This window comes from Pseudomonas sp. NPDC087336 (assembly GCF_044744285.1).
Lineage (GTDB): Bacteria > Pseudomonadota > Gammaproteobacteria > Pseudomonadales > Pseudomonadaceae > Aquipseudomonas.
On sequence record NZ_JBIUYA010000006.1, the window covers coordinates 177,667 to 196,762 of the forward strand.

The 19,096-nt window shown below is 56.7% G+C and carries 17 protein-coding genes and 1 pseudogene; 7 read left to right on the plus strand and 11 right to left on the minus strand.

Annotated elements, in window-relative coordinates; genetic code table 11:
* Nucleotides 1–298: 298 nt before the first annotated feature.
* Nucleotides 299–1,009 (minus strand): annotated as a pseudogene (locus ACIO0C_RS08320) (sensor histidine kinase); the annotation flags it as partial.
* 167 nt (nucleotides 1,010–1,176) lie between these two features.
* Entirely contained in the window at nucleotides 1,177–2,013 is an 837-nt protein-coding gene (locus ACIO0C_RS08325) for a hypothetical protein (RefSeq protein WP_401310163.1), read from the minus strand.
* A 43-nt stretch (nucleotides 2,014–2,056) separates the two neighbouring features.
* Between ACIO0C_RS08325 and ACIO0C_RS08330 the strand changes: the two genes are divergently transcribed.
* On the plus strand, nucleotides 2,057–2,422 hold the full coding sequence (locus tag ACIO0C_RS08330; RefSeq protein WP_401310165.1) for an ATP-binding protein: 366 nt from the start codon (nucleotides 2,057–2,059) through the stop codon (nucleotides 2,420–2,422).
* Between the two features lie 788 nt (nucleotides 2,423–3,210).
* Here ACIO0C_RS08330 and ACIO0C_RS08335 read toward each other — a convergent pair.
* A complete protein-coding gene (locus tag ACIO0C_RS08335) occupies nucleotides 3,211–4,116 on the minus strand; it encodes an amino acid ABC transporter substrate-binding protein (RefSeq protein ID WP_401310168.1) in 906 nt (301 codons plus the stop codon).
* A 48-nt stretch (nucleotides 4,117–4,164) separates the two neighbouring features.
* Complete coding sequence (potE, locus tag ACIO0C_RS08340) at nucleotides 4,165–5,505, minus strand: putrescine-ornithine antiporter (protein WP_401310171.1); 1,341 nt, start codon at nucleotides 5,503–5,505, stop codon at nucleotides 4,165–4,167.
* A 304-nt stretch (nucleotides 5,506–5,809) separates the two neighbouring features.
* Between potE and ACIO0C_RS08345 the strand changes: the two genes are divergently transcribed.
* The 3 genes from ACIO0C_RS08345 (at nucleotide 5,810) to map (ending at nucleotide 7,735) form a co-directional block, all read left to right on the plus strand.
* Nucleotides 5,810–6,574 carry a tetratricopeptide repeat protein gene (locus ACIO0C_RS08345; protein ID WP_401310173.1) on the plus strand — a complete coding sequence of 255 codons (765 nt, stop codon included), beginning with the start codon at nucleotides 5,810–5,812 and terminating at the stop codon, nucleotides 6,572–6,574.
* 103 nt (nucleotides 6,575–6,677) lie between these two features.
* Nucleotides 6,678–6,944 carry a ParD-like family protein gene (locus ACIO0C_RS08350; RefSeq protein ID WP_401310176.1) on the plus strand — a complete coding sequence of 89 codons (267 nt, stop codon included), beginning with the start codon at nucleotides 6,678–6,680 and terminating at the stop codon, nucleotides 6,942–6,944.
* Nucleotides 6,941–7,735 carry a type I methionyl aminopeptidase gene (map, locus tag ACIO0C_RS08355; protein ID WP_401310178.1) on the plus strand — a complete coding sequence of 265 codons (795 nt, stop codon included), beginning with the start codon at nucleotides 6,941–6,943 and terminating at the stop codon, nucleotides 7,733–7,735. The genes ACIO0C_RS08350 and map overlap by 4 nt, the downstream gene beginning before the upstream one ends.
* 14 nt (nucleotides 7,736–7,749) lie before the next feature.
* Here map and ACIO0C_RS08360 read toward each other — a convergent pair whose 3' ends face one another.
* On the minus strand, nucleotides 7,750–8,118 hold the full coding sequence (locus ACIO0C_RS08360; RefSeq protein WP_401310181.1) for a VOC family protein: 369 nt from the start codon (nucleotides 8,116–8,118) through the stop codon (nucleotides 7,750–7,752).
* 168 nt (nucleotides 8,119–8,286) lie between these two features.
* On the opposite strand from ACIO0C_RS08360, the gene ACIO0C_RS08365 reads away from it, so the two are divergent.
* On the plus strand, nucleotides 8,287–8,850 hold the full coding sequence (locus ACIO0C_RS08365) for a DUF4174 domain-containing protein (protein ID WP_401310183.1): 564 nt from the start codon (nucleotides 8,287–8,289) through the stop codon (nucleotides 8,848–8,850).
* A gap of 50 nt (nucleotides 8,851–8,900) precedes the next feature.
* On the opposite strand, the gene ACIO0C_RS08370 is transcribed toward ACIO0C_RS08365, so the two are convergent.
* Entirely contained in the window at nucleotides 8,901–9,536 is a 636-nt protein-coding gene (locus ACIO0C_RS08370; RefSeq protein WP_401310185.1) for a TIGR02646 family protein, read from the minus strand.
* The gene (locus ACIO0C_RS08375; protein ID WP_401310187.1) at nucleotides 9,529–10,896 is read right to left on the minus strand and encodes an AAA family ATPase; all 1,368 of its coding nucleotides are present in this window, start codon (nucleotides 10,894–10,896) and stop codon (nucleotides 9,529–9,531) included. Before ACIO0C_RS08375 ends, ACIO0C_RS08370 begins: the two co-directional genes overlap by 8 nt.
* Nucleotides 10,897–11,416: 520 nt before the next feature.
* Between ACIO0C_RS08375 and ACIO0C_RS08380 the strand changes: the two genes are divergently transcribed.
* A complete protein-coding gene (locus tag ACIO0C_RS08380; RefSeq protein ID WP_401310190.1) occupies nucleotides 11,417–11,755 on the plus strand; it encodes a DUF6124 family protein in 339 nt (112 codons plus the stop codon).
* 230 nt (nucleotides 11,756–11,985) lie between these two features.
* Here ACIO0C_RS08380 and ACIO0C_RS08385 read toward each other — a convergent pair whose 3' ends face one another.
* From ACIO0C_RS08385 to ampC, 3 genes are all read right to left on the minus strand, one after another.
* The gene (locus tag ACIO0C_RS08385; protein ID WP_401310193.1) at nucleotides 11,986–14,142 is read right to left on the minus strand and encodes a lipase family protein; all 2,157 of its coding nucleotides are present in this window, start codon (nucleotides 14,140–14,142) and stop codon (nucleotides 11,986–11,988) included.
* A 6-nt stretch (nucleotides 14,143–14,148) separates the two neighbouring features.
* Nucleotides 14,149–14,955, minus strand: coding sequence for a hypothetical protein (locus ACIO0C_RS08390; protein ID WP_401310195.1), 807 nt, complete (start codon nucleotides 14,953–14,955; stop codon nucleotides 14,149–14,151).
* A 1,101-nt stretch (nucleotides 14,956–16,056) separates the two neighbouring features.
* On the minus strand, nucleotides 16,057–17,160 hold the full coding sequence (gene ampC, locus ACIO0C_RS08395) for a class C beta-lactamase (RefSeq protein WP_401310320.1): 1,104 nt from the start codon (nucleotides 17,158–17,160) through the stop codon (nucleotides 16,057–16,059).
* A gap of 209 nt (nucleotides 17,161–17,369) precedes the next feature.
* On the opposite strand from ampC, the gene ACIO0C_RS08400 reads away from it, so the two are divergent.
* A complete protein-coding gene (locus ACIO0C_RS08400; protein ID WP_401310198.1) occupies nucleotides 17,370–18,263 on the plus strand; it encodes a LysR family transcriptional regulator in 894 nt (297 codons plus the stop codon).
* 21 nt (nucleotides 18,264–18,284) lie between these two features.
* On the opposite strand, the gene ACIO0C_RS08405 is transcribed toward ACIO0C_RS08400, so the two are convergent.
* Nucleotides 18,285–19,010 carry a Crp/Fnr family transcriptional regulator gene (locus tag ACIO0C_RS08405; RefSeq protein ID WP_401310201.1) on the minus strand — a complete coding sequence of 242 codons (726 nt, stop codon included), beginning with the start codon at nucleotides 19,008–19,010 and terminating at the stop codon, nucleotides 18,285–18,287.
* Nucleotides 19,011–19,096: the final 86 nt, after the last annotated feature.

Below are 19,096 nucleotides of genomic sequence, written 5' to 3' on the forward strand. Positions count from 1 at the left end.
GTTGGAAACAGTGAGCAGCCTACGTGTTCAATTGAAAAATGTGCCCTTCAGCTTTCTGAGGGAGAAAGTCACCGCTGTCGAGGATGGGTCAACACCGGTCCAGATTTACACTGATTTTTGCGTCCTGACAGGACGGTCTTATTGGTATTCTGTACGCCAAAATCTTTATATAAGTCCAAGATTTCTGTCGGTGCGGGAAAGTGGGCAAATAGTCCAAAATTTAAGTCGGTGCGGGCGGCGCGAGTTGGCATTCTCAATTCTAATGACATCGCTCTCATTTCTAATGAACACCGACGGCCAGGAACTCCAGCTGCTGGCACATCAGCAGGCGATTGGCCGCGTGGTTGTCGACCACCAGCACATTCAATGGGACCGTGGCGCAGTGGATGGGCGGCTCGGCTGTTTGCTCCCTGGATTCGCGAGGCAGTGTGGGTAACGGCAATGAAAGCCTTACCCGGGTACCGACGCCCTGCTGGATGCTCAACTGCAGGCTGCCGTTCATCATTTCGCACAGGATACGGCGGATCACCAGGCCAAGCCCGGCACCGCCTAGGCCAACTGTTCGGCCTTGCCAGCCTGGCGAAAGGTTCGAACAGGCGTTGCTGATCCTCATAGCTGATCCCCGGGCCACTGGCTTCGACCAGCAGGAGCATTTGAACCTGATCGGTTTCGCCGGTCAGATGCAGGGCGACAATGATCCTGACCTGGCCGTGCTCGGTGAACTTGATGGCATTGCTGACCAGGTTCGACAACACCTGCTTGAAGCGCAAGGGATCGAGCAACACTTCGATCGTCGGGTTGGCCGGGTTGAGTTCCAGTTGCAGTTCCAGCCCCTTCTGCCTGGCCACGCCGTCGAAGATACGCGCCACCGACGCCACGAATTCCTCTGGATTGACCCGTTCGGGTTCAGGCTCAGGTGCCCGGACTCGATGCGGGCAATATCGAGGATGTCCCCGATCAGTTCCAGAAGGTCCTTCGCCGAGTGGTAGGCCACATCGATGGCGGGACGAAGATCGTCAACTGGCGACCGCCAATGTGCAGCGCATGCTGCTGGACTGCGGCAAAAACAGTCGTATCGCGATCTGGCGTTTCTCAGCGTGATCATCCGCGAAGCGGCAGGTGCATTCTCAGGATCGCGAGTCACACTTGGGCATGGCCTCGCGTCCATTTTACGGATCAAGCTTCAGCTCTAGCTCTCCCAAACTGCTCTAAGCCGGAATTTTCAAGAATGCGCAAAATACGTTGTGGTGTTATATCGAGGATTTCAGTGTTACCTGCGTATAGGTAATTGCCGATATAAATTATGTTGTCAGCATTGATTGGAAGCTCGACCTTGTTCTTAATTATTCGGCTTAAGAAAATTTCCCGATTGATCCGAAAGATCTTTTTGCCTGTTTCAGGATAGAGCTTTAACTTATCTATCACCTCTTTGCTGAGGTCACTTTCAGACCTCAATCGAAACTTGGTTCGAACCATTTGACTCCATTCGCCAGCTTTATAATGACGATAGGCTAGGGTCTCAAATAGCTTCATCATTCCCCAGTCGGAGGTCTCAAGAGTTGCGAAGATACCGTTCAGTGCGCGACCTAAATCTGAATACCCAGACCAGTCGTCTTGACACTTGTACCTCAAATCATGCTCGACCTCGTGCCATCCTTCAGAAAGAACCGTTCGAATTTGAACTTCAAACGTATCGTCCAGTACGTCATAAGAATCCAAGAGCGTACTGTTCTCAGAAATCTCAGGGGGAAGCTTAAATATCAGATTGCAACGGTTCGCGGTAAAGACCGAACCATTAGGCGTATCGATGGTGGAGGAGTGCTCGTCGTAGTTAAACGAGTTCTTTAATACATCCATAGCTACGGCCTGATCGTCAGGGAAATACAGGGCTACTCTCACGCCGAAAGCGTCTTGGATCTTCTTGCCGGTAGGGGTGTATTTTCCAGTCGATTTTTTGATTTTCTTTTCTATGGATTCAACGCTCTTAGCTCTCGAAAATACTCGGCAAAGCAACCCGATCCTATCAAGCTCGGACTGGATTAAGTGCTGGAGATTGTTGAACAGCCCACCGACTAAAACTTTGCACTTGATTATTGATGAGGCACACAACATCCTTTCCGAGCAATCAACACGAGAGCATGAAATCTGGAAGGATTATCGACTGGAGTTGTTTGAGGAGATCATCAAGGAAGGAAGAAAATATGGCGTGTACCTGACGCTCTCCAGCCAGCGGCCTGCGGACATTTCTCCTACTATCGTCTCTCAAATACACAATTTCTTCATTCATCGGCTGGTGAACGAACGCGATTTGATGCTGCTGGATAATACAATCAGCACATTGGACGCTTCGTCCAAATCATTGATACCCACGCTGGCTAAAGGGTGCTGTGTACTTACTGGAACGGCCTTTGATTACCGATGATCCTCAAGATAGATCCTCTGCTTGAAGGGCACAGGCCTGCAAGCGATGACGTTAATCTTGAGGCGCTGTGGGCGAACCAATAGCTTTTTCACGCGATAACCCACGGATTGGCATGACCAAAACGCTGATGCGCGGCCGGCAGCCCTTCGTGATTTTTGTACGTAAATACACCTCGGGCCTGATGGCTCCGGAGGGATGAAGGACGTCTGCGCATGCTGTCTCTAATTAGATAGGCCATTCCTTCGCTTCAACTCGATTTTGGTCAAGCAAGATCGTTGTGTGCTTGAGCAGATGGATCGAGTGACGGAGCTCATCTCGATGAGACGCTGGCACGCGTGGAGAGGTGACCATTAGTCCTGAATAGGCACCCCTACCATGGTGCGGATTTGCTCAGTAAATCTGGTACGGCTTTGAATGCTTGTTTAACAACGTACGACGAAGCAAGTTCATGCCAAGGACTTTCATGGCTATCAGGTTCTAAGAGCCGGAGAGCTCACCCACTCAGGGAACGCGTTTGGTAGAGGAAATGTTCATCCAAGGGGTAGAGACATTTGCATTTTAATCCTGTAATGGCAGGCAGATTCTTCCATGCGAAAGGACGTGGATTCCCCGATCCTGGGTTGTAAAGAATTTCAGCTTTTTTCTCATGAAACTTTACGTAATGATGGATTTGAGTGATGAATTTCTCAGTATGTAGCTGATTTTATAGGTAATAATTTTACAATCTTTCTCTGTGGTAGTATTAAAACTTCTAATAACGTAGGAGCGAGCGTGCTCGCTCCTACAGTTCAAGGCAATGCATACACCCTGAACAGTTTTTTCATTGTCTCGTTGATCCCGCCCAGATACTTGTCGTACTCCTGCTCAATGGCGCCGGATCGATAAGCCTCGCTCAGGGCCATATCGACCAGCAGGCGGAAGTCTTCGTCACCGCGCTCGACGATCATGGCCACCGGGGAGAACTCGAAGATCCGGTCCAGGACCATCAGGTCATTGTTGGCGCCGCCTTTGGCCACCTGGTTTTTCAGCAGCATGCGCTCGGAGAAGAAGGCATCGGCCTTGCGCGTGGCGACCATCCCTGCACCTTCTTCGGTATTGGCCACGGTCACCAGCGAAGCGATCACGCCGAGCATGCGCATCTGTTCGCGAATCCAGTCTTCGATTACACCGCCCTCGATGGTGGCGTAGGTCTGGTTGGCCAGGCCGCGGTTGATCGTCGCCCGCCAGGTCGGGCCGGGGTTGGCCTCCTTGCCGTTGAGCGCGTTGAGCAGCGGTTCGGCGGCATCCTTGCGGACCAGTACCGAGAGGCCGGCGGTGTACACCGGTATCGAGTAGCTGATGGTCTTGCGCCGTTCGAGGGTAGGCGGGGTCGGCGTGCAGAGGATGTCGACCTTGCCCAGTTTCACCGCACTGGTCTCTTCGGCAGACGTGACGGGCTGATAGCGCACCTGCAGGTTGGGCAGGTCGAGTTCGGCCTTGAGCTTGTCGGCGATCTTCAGGCACAGGTCGATGGCATAACCGCTGGCTTTGTCGCCATCCTGAACGCTGAAGGGCGACAGGTCAGGCACGTAACCCAGGGTAAAGGCGTTGCTGGCGCGGATGCGTTCCAGGGTATTGGCACTGGCCACCATTGGCAGTGCGGTGAGCAGCAAAGCGAGCAGCAGGCGGGTGTTCTTTGCAAAGGGTATGTTCATGTCCGAGCTTCCCGTGTACGGATGTCTGAGCAGTCCTGTTTGCCATGCCTAAATATTGCTGGTCCTGGCCTGGACGGCGGATGGCACCTCGACGAAACGCTTGGCGAGGAAGCCATAGAGCAGGTAACCCAAGGCAAGCACCAGCGTGCCGCCAAATACCGCCTCCTTGCCGCAGGCATACAGGGCATACAACGAGTAGGCCACCGCCACCAGCAGCACCACCAGGTTGCGCGAGTACACCGCGGGCCCCACCTGGGCTTTGTGCATGATCACCAGCAAGCCGGTCAGCGCGGTGATGTAGGGGATCAGGTTGGTCACCGCCGCCAGGCTGACCAGTTTGCTGAACTGTGCCGCGGCATCGGGTGAGATGGTCGACACGGCCATGATCGTCTGCAGCACACCACAGACGATCATGCCGACCACGGGCGCATTGCTGGCGTTGACCTTGCTGAACAGCTTGAGGAACAGGTTCTGGTCGGCGGTCATCTTGGCGGTCTGGGCCAGCGTGAACTGCCAGCCCAACAGGGAGCCGACGCAGGCCATCACCGCCAGCGCCATGACGATGTTGCCCACCAGCGGGCTGAACATCTTCGCGTACACCAGCGCGAAAGGCGCCGAGGAGTTGGCCAGTTCGGCGTTGGGAATGATACCCTGGATGACGGTGGTCGACAGCACATAGACCAGGGCTGCACCGAGGGTGCCGAACAGGCAGGCCAGCGGCACATTGCGCTTGGGATCTTCCACCGCATCGGTGGCCTGGGCCGCCGATTCCATGCCGAGGAAGGCCCAAAGGGTCAGGGGGATGGCCTTGCCGATGGCTTCGGAGATTGCCAGGTTGTTGGGGTTCCAGGCGGCTTCCAGCACTTTGGCGTCGAACCAGAACCAACCGATGATGCTCAGGCCCGCCACCGGAATGATCACGCCCCACACGGTGAACGCGCCGATCTTGCCAGTGATGCTGGGGCCACCGAAGTTGGCGACGATGGTGATCCAGATCAGTCCGACCGTGCCGACGAACAGCGGGATGGCACCTGTGCTCAGCCAGGGCAGGAAGGCGCTCATGTAGCCCACCGCCGAGATGGCGACGGCAACGTTGGCGATCGCCAGGGACAGGAAGTACAGGTACGAGCAGAGGAAGAACCCCGACTTCGCATGGGCCTCTTCGGTGTAGGCGGACAAGCCGCCGGAACGTGAGCAGAACACCCCGCACTGGGCGAAGCAATACGCGATGGCCATCGAGCCGATCGCCGTGAAAATCCACGACAACAGCGAGACTGCCCCGAGTTGGGCCATGTTGGTGGGCAGCATGATGATGCCTGACCCCATCATGTTGACCGTTACCAGGGTAGTAAGCCCCACCAGGCCCATTTTCTTGCTTGCATCAGCCATCGCACACTCCTTGCCCTGTTCAAAGTGTTGACCCTCGGCCGGACGGCGTACTGCCAATTGCCAGGCAAGGGACGTTGAATGAGTGGGACAAACGCCCGCACAGGTGCCTGGGGCTGGGGTCAGTACTGATGGCCCATTTGGGTATAGTCCATTTTTTACGAGTTGAATGCCTGAAGTGGCCGTTGTAACGGGAACTTCAGTGGGGGTGGTCTGGTCAGTAGGGGCCCTGTGTCGGAGATTCCGAGCAGCGCTGGTGGCCTGCTTTCATGGCAGCGCCGTCCGAGATCAGCCGAGCCTACCCCTGATGCCAACCAAGCGTTTCCTGCCGCGTCTCATCCTGGCGTACTGCGCCATCGCGTCGCTTTGCTCGGTGGCTGCTGAGCGAAGCGCGACCGCGCAAAGTAACAGTGCCTCCACCACCCTGATCGAAACTGCCTCGCGCCAGTATGAAAATGGCCAGTTGGACCAGGCCGCTGCCACGCTGGAGCGCGCCCTGCATATCCAGCCGAACAATCCCGCGACCCTGCATTACCTCGGTGTGTTGCGTCTTCAGCAGGGGCAGTACCAGCAGGCGCAAACCCTGGCGGCGCGTTCGAACATGCGGGTTGGGCGCAACGTCGAGCTGCGCAATCGCAACTTCCAGTTGATCCAGGCGGCGCAGCAGGCCGAGGCATCGGGTACTCCACCCAAGGCCCAGGAGAACCTGGTCGCCCTGCAGAAGGCGCGCGAAGAGCAAGCCCAAAGACGCCTGGAAGCAGAGCAGGCCGCAGCTGGGCAATCCACTGTTGAGCCATCCACTGCGGACACTGGGCCCCTCGCTGGCGACTTCGCTCGCGTAGCGAATTCCGCGGCGACTGCCAGGCCACGGCCCGAAGGACAATTTCAGGTCGCTGCCATCGAGCCAGAGCTGGCGTCCGACGGGATTTCGATTCCCCGCGGCCATTGGCCGCCGCCGGGTCAATGCCGCATCTGGTTTCCAGACCGCCCGCCGGGGCAGCAGCCCCCATCCGGCAGTTGCAAGAAGCTGCGAAAGCGGGTTCCGTCAGGCGCCTTCCTGATGCAGGGTTGAGTGGCTGATTGTCCTTCTGGCCGACCCCCGGTGCCAAAAATTGCGCTCCCGCGCTCGATACGTTTAGCATATGTTCCATATACATTTCATATCGGGCAAGTAGATGGGTATCGTAAAAATTTCAGAAGACATGCATGAGAACCTGCGCGTCGCCAGCGATGCGCTGAGTCGCTCGATCAATGCTCAAGCCGAGCACTGGATGCGTATCGGAATGCTCGCGGAGCTTCATCCAGAGCTCAATCACAGCGACATCTGCCGGATGCTGATTCGTGCCGAAATGGCCGGTGGCCTCGATGTAAAACAGCTCTGCGCGCTGGCGGATATTTCGCAAGGCTCCCCGGTTCATACAACATCCGGAGCCAAGCAATGAGGGCGAATGTCAGGCTCAATACCCCGGCAGAAATAGCCAATTCACGCGCGGCGGCCACACTGGCTGCCGAGGTGCTGGCCATGATCACTCCCCATGTGCAAGCGGGGGTCACCACCGACGAACTCGATCGGCTCTGTCACGACTACATCGTCAAGGTGCAGAAAGCCATTCCAGGCAATGTCGGCTATCACGGCTTTCCGAAGACGGTGTGCGCATCCGTCAACGAAGTGGTGTGTCATGGCATCCCTTCGAACAGGCCATTGAAGGATGGCGACATCCTGAATATCGACATTGCCGTGATCAAGGATGGTTGGTACGGCGACACCAGCCGCATGTACTTCGTTGGCGAACCCGGCCCGCAAGCGCGACGCCTGGTCAAGACGACCTATGAAGCCATGTGCGCCGGCATACGAATGGTCCGCCCCGGCGCTACGCTGGGCGACATTGGTCATGCCATTCAGAAGGTGGCGGAAGATGACGGGTTCAGTGTCGTGCGCGAATACTGCGGTCACGGTATCGGCAAGGTCTATCACGATGAGCCGCAAATCCTTCACTACGGCTATCCAGGCCAGGGAATGAAGTTGAAAGCCGGCATGATTTTCACCATCGAGCCCATGTTGAACCTGGGCAAGCGTCACGTGAAAACCCTGGCTGACGGCTGGACCGTGGTCACCAAGGATCAATCCCTTTCGGCCCAGTGGGAGCATATGGTGGCGGTCACCGAAGACGGCTTTGAAGTGTTGACGTCATGGCCTGACAGCAGCGATGAATATCCCGCTGTGGTGCAATAGCCAACCGGTAGATGTCATTCGCGGGTGAAGATCTCCAGTAGATGCCCGTCCGGGTCATCGAAATACACCCGCCTTGCGCCGCCATGCTCATTGATTTCCCTTGGCCGCTGCTTGCCCGGATCGGCCCACCACGGCTGCCCGTTTGCCTGCAGGCGGGCGAAGGCCTGGTCGAAATCGTCGTCGCCGACCAGGAACGCATAGTGCTGCGAGGCAATCGGCGGATCGTTGTCGTAGAAGTCCAGCGATACCTGGTTGTCGAGCCTGACGATCAGCATCGGTCCGAAGGGTTCCGGCGGCGGCAAACCGAGGAGTTCGACCAGAAAATGTGCCGACCGGTTTTTGTCGCGGCACCAGACGATGGTGTGGTTCAACTGAGCGCTCATGCACGGCCTCGCGACGCGTCAGGATATGCTTTCAGATTAGCCCAGCCTGTTGCGCAATGACCGCCCTGACCTAAGCTTGGAGCAAGGCGAAACACATTTGCCAAGCGTCACCGGAACGAACGCCGCGATGCGCAATCATTAGAGCGTGGATATCAAAAGGAGATGCGCATGCTCATCAGGTCACTGACCCTGGCTACCTTGCTGGCGATTGCCGGCCCCTTGTTCGCCGCCGATGGCGATTCACCTCTGGATATCGACAAGGGCAGGGCCCGGCCGCTGATCGTGATTGCCCCGAGCACCGTCGACCCCGTCTGGGTCAACCTGAAAAAGTCCCTGGAAGATCCCGCCAACAAGCAGGGTGTCGCCGAGCGCAACATCCGGGTGTACAGCGTGCTGAACATGTCCGGCCAACTGGACGGCAAAGATCTCGGCCAACAGGACACCATGGCGTTGATCCGTGCGCTGAAACTGGGTGCTGGCGCGCTGCCCAAGGTGATCCTGGTGGGCAAGGACGGCGAGAAGAAACTCGAAAGCTCAGGGGAAGACTCAAGGTCGGTCGACCTGAAGAAAATCTTCGCCACCGTCGATGCCTTGCCGGCGACCGAGAAGGAAGCCGCAGCGCCAACGCCACCTCCGGTGGCCGAAACCCCACCGCCAAAAGGCGCCGCCAAGGCTGCAAAAAACGGCAAACCGGCAAAACCGGCCAAGCCGCCGGAAATGCCGGATGATTGAGCCTGGGTGGTGCTGGAAACAGGTTTACCAGTGGTTCCACAACAGCGATTTTAAGTTTGTGTCAGAAAGTGATGGATTACGTTGATGAGGACGGGTGAAAAAGGCTGAAGACACTGTTCTGCATTTGGCACTTTCAAGTCCTCCATCAGCAGATTCAAAAGTTCCTCGTCTTCAAACTGCAAATCGTCGGGAGAAACGCTCTCGCTATAAATCAGCGCATCGACCATTGCTTTGCGCCTACTGACAAGCGTCCTATTGCTTGTCTCGGTATGACCCAGATTCAATATCTCGATAGACATCCTGGCCCGCTCGGTTTTTCCCGCGACAATGCCCGACAGGTAGAACTTCAATTCGGTCTCACATTCGGCCATCAACGGTGTGAGTGGCAAGTGCCGTGTTTTTCGACCGTGACCGCATTGCTGAGGGTGCTGGCAACTGGCGACGATGTTGGAAAACTCCAGCGTTCGATTCGGTGCACTGTCCTGGGCTTCAAGATGCTCGTTATGGGCGTTATCAACCGTGATTGACTGACAGCAATACGCGCATAAGCCGTACTGCTCCGAGATACAGGAAGATCGAATCGACAGACGCTCTTGCGGAGGTAAATCCCGATAAACCAACGTCCTGCTTGAGCGCTTAAAGCTAGTCAGCGAAGCCGGTTCCATGCCTTTATTGATCTTACGCACGACGCAGCTCCAACTTGCGGATCAACAATGCAGCCTTCGCCAGCTCCAGATGCCCCTCTGGCAGCTCGTTGGCAAGTGCGGAGAAGAGCCCTTTGGCGCTTTCCAAATCACCATCTTGCAGATGCTTGAGCAGCTGATTCAGGCGCTTTTGCACCTCGCTGTTGCGCACATCGGTGTCCATGACTTCCAGAAGCACCTGGTTGGCATCCAGTCCGTACAAACCGTTGTGCTCCCGTAGCTCCCCGTCATCGAGCACGTAGCACAACACATCTTTCGCGTCGCTGATGACCAGTGGCGAGTGGGTCGTCAGGACAAACTGGCAGTTGGGGAAAGTCTCGCTCAATTGCCGGATCAGGCTGCGCTGCCATTTAGGGTGCAGGTGTAAATCGACTTCGTCGATCAGGACGATGCCGTCACCCTCTAACGGATTGTCCAGAGACTGATTCATCATTGCCAATCGGCGAGCGATGTCGCCGACTAACGCCATCATCGACTTTTCACCCTGCGAGAGCTGGGAGACATTGAGGGTTACGCCGTCTTTGTCGATCGCCATGTGCAGGCGTGGTTTGCGTTGAACTCTCAGGTTGCTGAAGCCGGGCATGAAGGCGGCGATGGCGGAGCGTACAGCGGTCAACTGGCGATCTCGGGATGAAGCCTTTAGTTGGGAAAGGGTTTTCCAGATATCGCTGTTCTTCCCGAACTTGGCGGAAATCTCGGCCAATGCTGTGTCGGATACGCCGGTTTCGTTTTCGCTGTCTTCACGCTCGCGGAACCATTCGAAGAAGCGTCGGAAATCGACGCCGCGGTTTAAGGCGTTGTCATAGCCGTCGAGTTGATCGAAGGAGTGTTTGGTGCGGATTTTTAGCGGGATTTCCAGAACTGAACGTTCGACTGGGTAGTAGGCGATCAGTGGGAGCGAGGCTTTATCATCTACTGTTAGCTGGTTGCGGTAGTGATCCGCAAGGCGACTGACGCCTCCCAGCGAGCTATGGATATCAGCCTTCCGTCCTTGTCTGCCTCGGGCAATACCCCACGTAAATACAACATCTTCAGACTCAGTTTCGGATTGGTTCGAGCGTGCTAGCGATTCGTCCACTACACCAATCAAAATCAATGCTGCGATAGCGCCGTTTCGAACGTCGTCTTCAGTAAGGTGATTGCCACTGCCCTTTTCCGTACGAATTCTTGCTACGAGCCAGCTTAGTGAGATGGCCAGTGATTTCAGAAGGGTGGTTTTCCCGGCACCGTTGTTTCCTACCAGAACCGTTACGTTTGAGGGGTGGCTTGGAGTCGGCGCTAACGGGACTTCCAGATCGGTGAACCGACCGACATCCGTGAGTTTGAATCTGGTGATTTCCATTACAACGCCCTTTGGCGGTCAGTCGGTTTGGATTCTTGAGCGCGCATTATGTCATTCCCGGCCACGGATTGATCCGATGTCATTGCAGTCTTGGGATGCCCACTAGATACAACGCTTTCACCTGCATCACAACGGTCATGAGCATGTGTTTGTAACTAGATGCTCAGAAAATGGAGCTTAGGCAAGGGCCTTCAATTGCGTCGGAGATTTCCTGCAAGACGTGGCGCATCCCATGAACTGGTGCCCATTGGGCCGTATCGATAACCTTCTTCAGCCGCTGCGAAATCAGTGGTCGGATGTGGAAGTCCGTTGGTTCAAGTCATCTACCAATGCCCCTAGAGCGCATGTCGACATTTTTTATGTCAACATTGCCGCGTTTTGGCGGCTGTGCGCGGGAGCACTTTCGAGTGCGCCGGGTATTGGTGGATTGGCCTGGTCTTCCACACCTGCGTACAGCTGCCACCCTCATGTGGAAGTGAGATGGGTAGTTATTTCAACAATCCCCAAAGGTAGTGCTTCCATGAAAAAAACAAGTCCCAATCCCCCCGAAACCTCATCCGATCCCCTCGACTCCGTCCCACTCTCCGACATCACCGAACCCGCCGTCAGCGCTCGTCTGCGCAACCCCAGGCAATCCGATCCGGTCAGCCATATCTTCACCATCGTCCCCGGCGTCGACACCGCAACCTTGCTATGCCACGCCTGCGAAACCCTGGCATCCCTGAACGTCCTCATCACCGATCTGGCCTGCGATCTACAAAGCTCCAAACGCAATGTGGCGCTGTCGATTCAGCAACTGGCAGTGGTGGGGGAGTTACTGGTAAATCGCGCACTGGACAACATCGACCCTCAGCAATAGCGCTAATCCCCCTGTAGGAGCTGTCGAGTGCAACGAGGCTGCGATCTTTTGATCTTGAAAAATCAACGTCAAAGATCGCAGCCTGCGGCAGCTCTTACAGGGTATCCGACACAGACCTCTCATAAGGCTCGGGCCTGGACGGTTGGTCGCCATCAAACGCCAGGTCGCGAATCGTCCTATAGTTCTGACGCGCCTGTATCGCGAGGACAGTGGTCCGTAAAAGGTTCAGTTCAGACGTAGTTCTGCTGTTCTTCACTGGGCGTGAACAGCTTGGCGTTGGCGGCAGCCTTCTCGTGCTCAGGGTGCTTCAGCCACTCGTCGATCAACTTGAAAATGGCGTCGTTTTCGGGAAGGTCGCCGAACACGTCTTGCCAGGTCAGCAGGCGTTCGTCTTGGGCCTTCAAGCGTTTGTGCGCACGGCTCAGACGATTAGCCTGATCATGGCGCAGTGACTCGAGTCGTTCCTGACTTGTGCGAAACAATCCACGCAATTCCACTTCGGAGGTCTGAGAGAGGCGTGGGTGGGGACGAGTGCGCAGATTGTGCCTGAAGCGTTCGTAGCTGAGGTGGATGGGTTGCTCCATCTCTGCTCGAAGCGGCTTGATCTGCTTTGCGAGTTGTTCGCGTTCGTCGTCGGTGAACAGTTTTCCCTGACGGTGGAGCACGCTGGCATGCCAGCGCAGCAGGGTGGTCAGCGCGTTGCGGCTGTAGCCGTCGTCGCTTGAATGCTCCGCGGCCGCCAGGGCTTGGCGCAGAAACGCCGCCCGGCGTGGCATGTCACCCTTGAGCTCGATATCGGCAGCGAATTCGGCACAGATCTTCTGTTCGATGGCCGCGCAGCCTGGCTGCCAGAGCACGGAATTTTTACCCGGCTTGCGTGGCATGAAGTGCCACTGTTCGCCGTGATGCTCGTAGTTGTCATCCTTGAAGTTGAGCAGGCCGCCTAGCGTCATCGCCAGGCCGATCCACGGCGAGCCAATGGAGGCGACCAGCAGGGTGGTGCCGGGGAGTACCGCCTTCCATTCGGCGTCCATCCAGGTGGAGGGGACACCGGGCACCGGGTCATTGTGGTTGACGATGCGATGGTGGGTAAGATCGGCGGCGGCATTGACGAAGGATTGGTTGCCAGCCCTTGGGGCGCCGATGGTGTAGAGCTGAATGTCGTCAGAGTATTGTTTGCGCAGCCACTCGGCCAGCAGCAAGGCGATGGCGCCACCCAGGCTGTGCCCACAGACCATGATGGTCTGGTTGCCGGTGTAGAAGGCGTCCATGTAGCGTCCGACAAATTTGCGGGCAGCTTCGAAGGAATTGTAGAAACCTCGATGGGCGTTGCCTTTGCCGCCCTCGTCGGCAAGGTAGGGGACCTGCTTGGCATCCAGGTCGCGCAGGGTATCCCAGAGGCCAGCTGTGCCCCGAACTGAAATCATCACCACTTTGTCACTGTGGGTAATGAAAGCCTGGTTATCAGATTTGTCGTGAAGAAAATGCACCTTCTCGGGGTGCTCCCAGCCATCCTTGGCTTCCTTGGCATAACGTACCGGATCGTAGGGCACCACTTCCAGGCGCTTGGAGTAGGGCACTTCTTCGGTGAGCAGGTGATAGGGGCCGCCGTCGCTGAAGCGAGTCGGTTGCTCACAACGCGCCAATTGGCTTTGCAGAACAGCGCCGATGCAGCCCGTTTCCTTATAGGGCGGTGGTGTGGGGGCTTCGTCAGAGGCACGGTCTTTGTGAAACGGGGCGTAGCTCAGTAGCGCCATGATCGACAGGTGGTAGGCGTTCAGTGCGCAGAACCCTTTGTCATGGGAAAGCAATGGGTTGTAGGCGCGCAGGGCTTTGACTTCGAGCACATTGTGCTTGTTGACCAACAAGGCAATGCCGGGTTGTGTGTTGGAGTGGGTGCAGGCCTCCTTGAGGTATGGCGAGGGCCGGGACTCAAGGGTGGTATCGGGTTCCGGCAGGTGGGCGGCCTCACCCGGCTTGGTAAAGTCACGGACTTCAGCCTGGAAAAAGGCGGCCTGCTCCCGTTCGGCGAGTTCGCGTGCCAGGTAGGTGCGGCCATTCATGCGTGGGCCGGTGGGGGATTGTTCGGCGGCGACCTGGAGAGCGGTCAGAGGGAGTGGAAAATATTCACGTTCAATCAAATCCTCGTACCACTTTTCCCCGATCTGGTAAGGCATCGACATGTCGAGTATCAGTGGCCCGCAGTAGAAATTTTCCAGATAACCATAACCGTCTTCATCGAGTGTGCCGGAGTAGGGCATCCCCATGCGGTCATGCAGGATGTAATCGAGGCCGGCATAAGGCTTTGCATTACCATGTTCGTCAACCAGGCGAAAACTGCACCAGTATCCGCGTTTCGGGCAGGTTTCCTTGAGCTCAAATGTCATCCGTAGTTACTCCGTGCAGCCGGGATAGACCGTGCAGGTCTGGCCGTTCATTTGAAATGTTTTGAAGAGTGGGGGTTGTTGGCAGCGATCAGACTTATCTGTCCCCAGACAGGGCCTCCACCCCGCCTCAGAGCTTATCCACCGGTTTCGCATGTAAGGTCGCTCCTGCGGATTGACCTCGATGGCCAACCTCACCGTCTTGCTGGCCAGTTGGTCGTATTGCAGGTTGGCGCCGGCACCTCTGCAGGTCAGCAGCTTGCTGATTTCACCTAACCTCGATTTGGCCTTGCTTTGCTGGAACAACCAGGTGCACTGGGCATCTACTTGGCGAGTGCCGTTTTTGTCGAAGCCTTGTTCATCTTCGGGAGCACGCTTGTGGATATAAAAAATTGCGTCGGCATAGGTTTTTTGCCAGCGTTGTTCGCCGTAACGCCCGTCAATCTCCATTTCAACCTTGCCCAACCGAAGCTCGCAGACACCGACGTAATAGGTGAGCGGAATTTTGCGTGAGGTCGACGCCGCCGTTGTGTTGATCGGTATGTCGAAACCCTTGCCCAGCACGCGGGCTTGCGGTTTGTTGTTATGAAGATTGGTGACTTGGCAATTGAGCCCGCTTTCATCGACCGGGCCGTACCAGGCCGTGACACTGAGGCCAAATTGGGCGGGAAGCTCGCTGGTCAGGGTAAAACTCTGCAGGCCACGACGCTCGGTCAGTAAAAGCGGACCCTCTTTGGCAAGTACTCCGACCCAGCTGCAACTACTCAGGCTCAATACAAGAAGGCCCAAGCATCCCGCACAAGTCAGGGCCTTCATGTCCGTACTCCATTGCTCGCAGGCGCAACTTCGTTCAAGTCGAGAAGCTTTACATGAGCGTCCCAACCCCGGTGCTGTTCTGGTGCTTGTAGTAGCAAGGATAGGCTTGGTACTACGCTGGGATTGATACGAAGCAACCAAATTCCCAGGGATGCGCGAATGTCGAATCCGACGCCCAGATATAATTCGACGTAGTCATGTTCGGGCACAGTGGCAAACAGCGCTCGGAATGGATTGTGTTTTGCGATCGGGTTGGCAATGAATGTCGCCTGCTGCTGTTGACCCCATTGTGGTAGTGCACCGCGCATACGCTGTCCTTGGCTCAAGTGGAGGCGCAGTAGTTTGCGCGCCTTTTAAGGGATGGGGGACAGGTCGGTCGAAAAGAAGACGTTTCCTACAGATTGGTTGTCTTTGTTAAAGGGGAGGTTTAAGGGTGGATGGTCGGAGCGCGCACAAAAGATCTGCTCGGACACTAAGAAATGCCCTGCCAGATTCATATTGAATGACTGCAGAAATGTCCGATGCTCAATATTTTCAGCTTATACAAGCACATCGACCCGCATCGGACGCGATAACCCGGTATTCCAATACGGAAACGCCCTGCGCCATTCTCAGAAATATCCAGTTTGCAACTTCTTCAACTTCGCCAAGGCTGTCGGGTGCTTGAACGAGAGTTTGATTTTAAAATAGCGACAAATTTGGATGCTATTAAAGAAACGTATGGGTTTGTTATTCCTCTGGCTGTTGTCGACTTACCATTTTAATTTGTTTTTGATACTTTTACGTTCAGTCAGGCAGATGGCGGTGAGAGATGCCCTCGGAAGTTCGAATAATGAACGAAGCACTTAAGGCAAGGGTGAAAAAGTGCCGCTCTAATTCCGGAGGGCAGGAGTCGGTTTGTTGGGGGCGCGATTGGGGTGGTGTGTCAGGCTACTAGTGTTATTTAACGACCATCGCGAGCAAGCTTGCTCCTACAGGGTTATGCGTGTGCCCATCAATTGTTTGGGTGCAATTTTCTGCTCCCGAGGTCTTGCTGGCGATAGCGGTTTGTCAGGCGACAACTGTGTCGCCTGTACATCGCAACCGCCAGCAAGCCGGCTCCTACTGGGCCATAGCGCTCAGAATCTGATGAGCAATCTTCACCCGCTCCGCATTCGGATAGTTTTTATTGGCCAGAATCACAACACCAATATCCTTCGATGGCACATACGCCACATAAGCCCCGAACCCACCGGTTGAACCAGTCTTGTTCATCAACACATTCCCAGCCTGCGGTTGTGGCGGATTCAACCACTGAACTTCATGCGCCTGCATGGCCATCGCCGTCGAGTTACCCGCCAGCAGTCGCTCCAGTGTGACCGGGTAGCGATACATCTCCCAACCAAGCCCCTGAGTCATATCACCGACGCTGTAGTAACCGGTATGAGTCAAGGCGATGGCCTGTTGCAGGGTTTTTTCCAGGCCTGCCGGTTTCATGTTGGCCTCAACAAAACCAATCAGGTCCGCAGCACTGGTTTTCACGCCGTAGGCTTCGGCATCCAGCGCCCCCGGCCCGACCCGCACCGGTTTGTCGGCCTTGTCGTAGCCCTGGGCATACAGCGCCATCTGCTCCTGCGGCACCTTGAGCCAGGTGTGTTTCAGGCCGAGTTTGGGCAGTAGGTTGTTTTCCATTGCTTCATCAAACGGCTGGCCCATGCTGTGGGCGGCGAGGTAGCCGGACAACCCGATGCTGGGGTTCGAATACAGGCGGTGGCTGCCAGCGGTGTATACCGGCTTCCATTGCTGGTAGTAGCCGAGCATTTTATCGGCCGAGTCTGCCTCGGTAGGGAATTGCAGGGGCAAGCCGCCGGCGGTGTAGGTGGCCAGCTGCAACACGCTGATGTGGTCGAACGCGCTGCCGCGCAAGGCCGGCAGCACTTCGCTGGCCTTGTCGGCCAATGCCAGTTTGCCGGTGGCCTGGGCATAGCCAATGAGGGTGGCGGTGTAGGTTTTGCTGACCGAGCCAATCTCGAACAGGGTGTCTTGCGTCACCGGTTTGCCGGTCTCTTTTGACGCCACGCCATAGTTGAAGTATTGCTGTTTGCCGTTGAAGGTGACGGCCACGGCCATGCCGGAAATGCCTTGCGCGTGCATGACGGGGCGCACGACGTCGCTGACAACCGATTCGAGGTGATCCTGCGCGAGACTCTGGCCTGCCGCCAGCATCGCCGCACAGGCGGCTAAAAGCTTCAATCTGCCGAGTTTGATGGTGTCCGTCATGGAGGTCGTTCCCTTCGATTGTATGATGTTCAGCGCTATGCTCGCCGCAGATCGCCGCTTGGCCTGGCGCTGGGCGCGCTAAATCTAGGCAGTATGCCGAGGAACGACAAACGACGATATCTCGGACGAGCCATTAGAAAAACTATGGAGTAGGCATGATTCGACCCCACCTGCCGCTGAATGCGTTGCGCGCTTTCGAAGCGTCGGCGCGTCACTTGAGTTTCACTCGGGCGGCGATAGAACTGTGCGTCACGCAGGCGGCGGTCAGCCATCAGGTCAAAAGCCTCGAGTCTCAGCTAGCCGTCACTCTGTTCAAGCGCTTGCCTCGGGGGTTGATGCTCACCCGCGAGGGCGAAAACCTGTTGCCGGTGCTGTGCGAATGTTTCGACCGTATCGCCGACACCCTTGAACGCCTGCAGGGCGGGCATCAGCGTGAAGTGCTGACGGTGGGGGCGGTCGGCACCTTTGCGGTGGGTTGGTTGCTGCCGCGATTGACGGATTTTCAGGCGCGTTACCCCTATATCGATCTGCGTTTGTCGACCAACAATAACCGCGTGGACGTGGCGGCCGAAGGGTTGGACTACGCCATTCGCTTTGGCGCGGGGGCATGGCACGGGATCGAGGCGTTGCGCCTGATCGATGCGCCGTTGTCGGTGCTCTGCGTGCCGGAAATTGCCCGGCAGTTACACGCGCCCAGCGACCTTTTGCAGCAGACACTGTTGCGCTCGTATCGCACGGATGAGTGGTCGCAGTGGTTCCAGGCAGCAGGGCTTTCGGCCCCGGTGGCGCCACCGCGCAGCATCGTGTTCGATTCGTCGCTGGCGATGATGGAGGCGGCGCTTCAGGGCGCCGGCGTAGCGTTGGCGCCGCCGATGATGTTCACCCGGCAACTGACGGAACAGAAGATCCATCAGCCGTTTGCCATTGGCATTTCCACCGGCAGTTACTGGCTGACCCGCTTGCAATCGCGCCCGGAAACCGCCGCGATGACAGCGTTCCGCAGCTGGTTGGTAGACGCCGCGCAAAGCCAGGCCCTGCGCGACGCTTGATGTCAGCCACGAAGCGGGACATCAGGCACGCCGCGATGAAAAGTAGGGCAGCAAGCGTTCGGTTTCTTTTTTGACCACGGCGTAGCATTCGCAACTCAGCACCTCGAGACGAGCCCTGTCCAGAACCTTGATGTGTCCCCGCGTGTATTCGATGACCCCCAGGCGCTGTAGCTTGCCGGCGGCGTCGGTCACACCTTCGCGGCGTACACCCAGCATGTTGGCGATCAATTCCTGGGTCATGGTCAGTTCATTGCCCGGCAGGCGGTCGAGCGACAGCAGCAGCCAGCGGCACAGCTGCTGATCGATGGAGTGATGGCGGTTGCACACCGCGGTCTGGGCCATTTGTGTGATCAGTGCCTGGGTGTAGCGCAGCATCAGCAGCAGCATCTCTTCGTGGCGGTTGAACTCGTCCTTGAGTTGCTGACCGGGTAAGCGGTAAGCGTGCCCGGCACTTTGCACCACGGCCCGGCTCGGCGTGCTCTCGCCGCCCATGAACACTGCAACACCGATCAGGCCTTCGTTGCCGACCACCGAAATCTCGGCCGAGGCGCCGTTCTCCATCACGTACAACAGCGACACGATGGAGTCGGTGGGGAAGTAGACGTGCCGCAGGGCGCCGCCGGACTCATAGAGCACTTCGCCCAGTGGCAGCTCGACCAGTTCGAGGTGGGGGAGCAGGCGCTCCAGCGCTGGCACCGGAAGCGCTGCCAGGAGGTAGTTCTGTTGTGGCTTGGGTACAGCAAACATATCAGCCACCCTTCGAGGGAGAATTCCCTGAGGGGGACAGGTTACTCCAAAGCGCGCGCGACCGGACCCAGGCGTTGATGCCTGAA